The sequence below is a fragment of the Sphingopyxis flava genome (assembly GCF_900168005.1).
In the GTDB taxonomy this organism is placed as follows: Bacteria; Pseudomonadota; Alphaproteobacteria; order Sphingomonadales; family Sphingomonadaceae; genus Sphingopyxis; species Sphingopyxis flava.
In genome coordinates this window covers 1-1018 of the sequence record NZ_FUYP01000119.1, presented here as the reverse complement: position 1 = coordinate 1018, position 1018 = coordinate 1, and the positions used below count along the sequence as shown (strand labels likewise).

The 1018-nt window shown below is 65.6% G+C and carries 1 protein-coding gene; it reads left to right on the top strand.

The genetic code is table 11. The features are described from left to right. Nucleotides 1-1018 (top strand): Ig-like domain-containing protein (locus B5X69_RS20795; RefSeq protein WP_139375933.1); only part of this gene is annotated, 1018 nt, incomplete at both ends.

Below are 1018 nucleotides of genomic sequence, written 5' to 3'. Positions count from 1 at the left end.
ACGTGTTCGCGAACGACACGGCGGGTGCGGACGGTGTGGACCTGGCCGCAGACGTCGCCTTGGGCACCGCACCCACCAAGGGCGCCGCGGTTTATAATGGCGACGGCACCTTCACCTACACGCCGGCGCCGGGCGCTGAAGGGCCCGACAGCTTCACCTACACGATCACCGACGGCGACGGCGATGTCTCCACCGCAACGGTGACGATCACGCTCGCGGCCGATTCAGAACCCACGATCGATGTGGGCGGAGCGAACAGCGTCGATGAAGCTGCGCTTTCGTTCGGGTCGGATCCCGCTTCGAACGGCGAGTTTGCAAGCGGCGCCTTCACGATCACGACCGGCAACGACAGCATCGGATCGCTCGTGATCAACGGCACCGATGTGACCGCCGGCGGCAGCGTTGCGGGCGCCTATGGCACGCTCACCGTGACCCTCGCGGGCGGCGTCTACAGCTATAGCTACGAGCTCACCACCAACACCGATGGCGATGCGACGTCCGACGCGTTCGACGTGGTCGTGACCGACAGCGATGGCGACATCGCGGACGATACCCTCGTCATCGACATCGTCGATGATGTGCCGACGGCGCGCGATGATTCCGCGTCGCCGGCGGAAGACACCGCGGTGATCATCGACGTGTTCGCCAACGACACGGCGGGTGCGGACGGTGTGGACCTGGCCGCAGACGTCGCCTTGGGCACCGCGCCCACCAAAGGCACCGCGGTCTATAATGGCGATGGCACCTTCACCTACACGCCGGCGCCGGGCGCCGAAGGACCTGACAGCTTCACCTACACGATCACCGACGGCGACGGCGACGTCTCGACCGCGACGGTGACGATCACGCTCGCAGTGGACTCGGAACCCACGATCGATGTGGGCGGAGTGAACAGCGTCGATGAAGCTGCGCTTTCGTTCGGGTCGGATCCCGCTTCGAACGGCGAGTTTGCGAGCGGCGCCTTCACGATCACGACCGGCAACGACAGCATCGGATCGCTCGTGATCAACGGCACCGA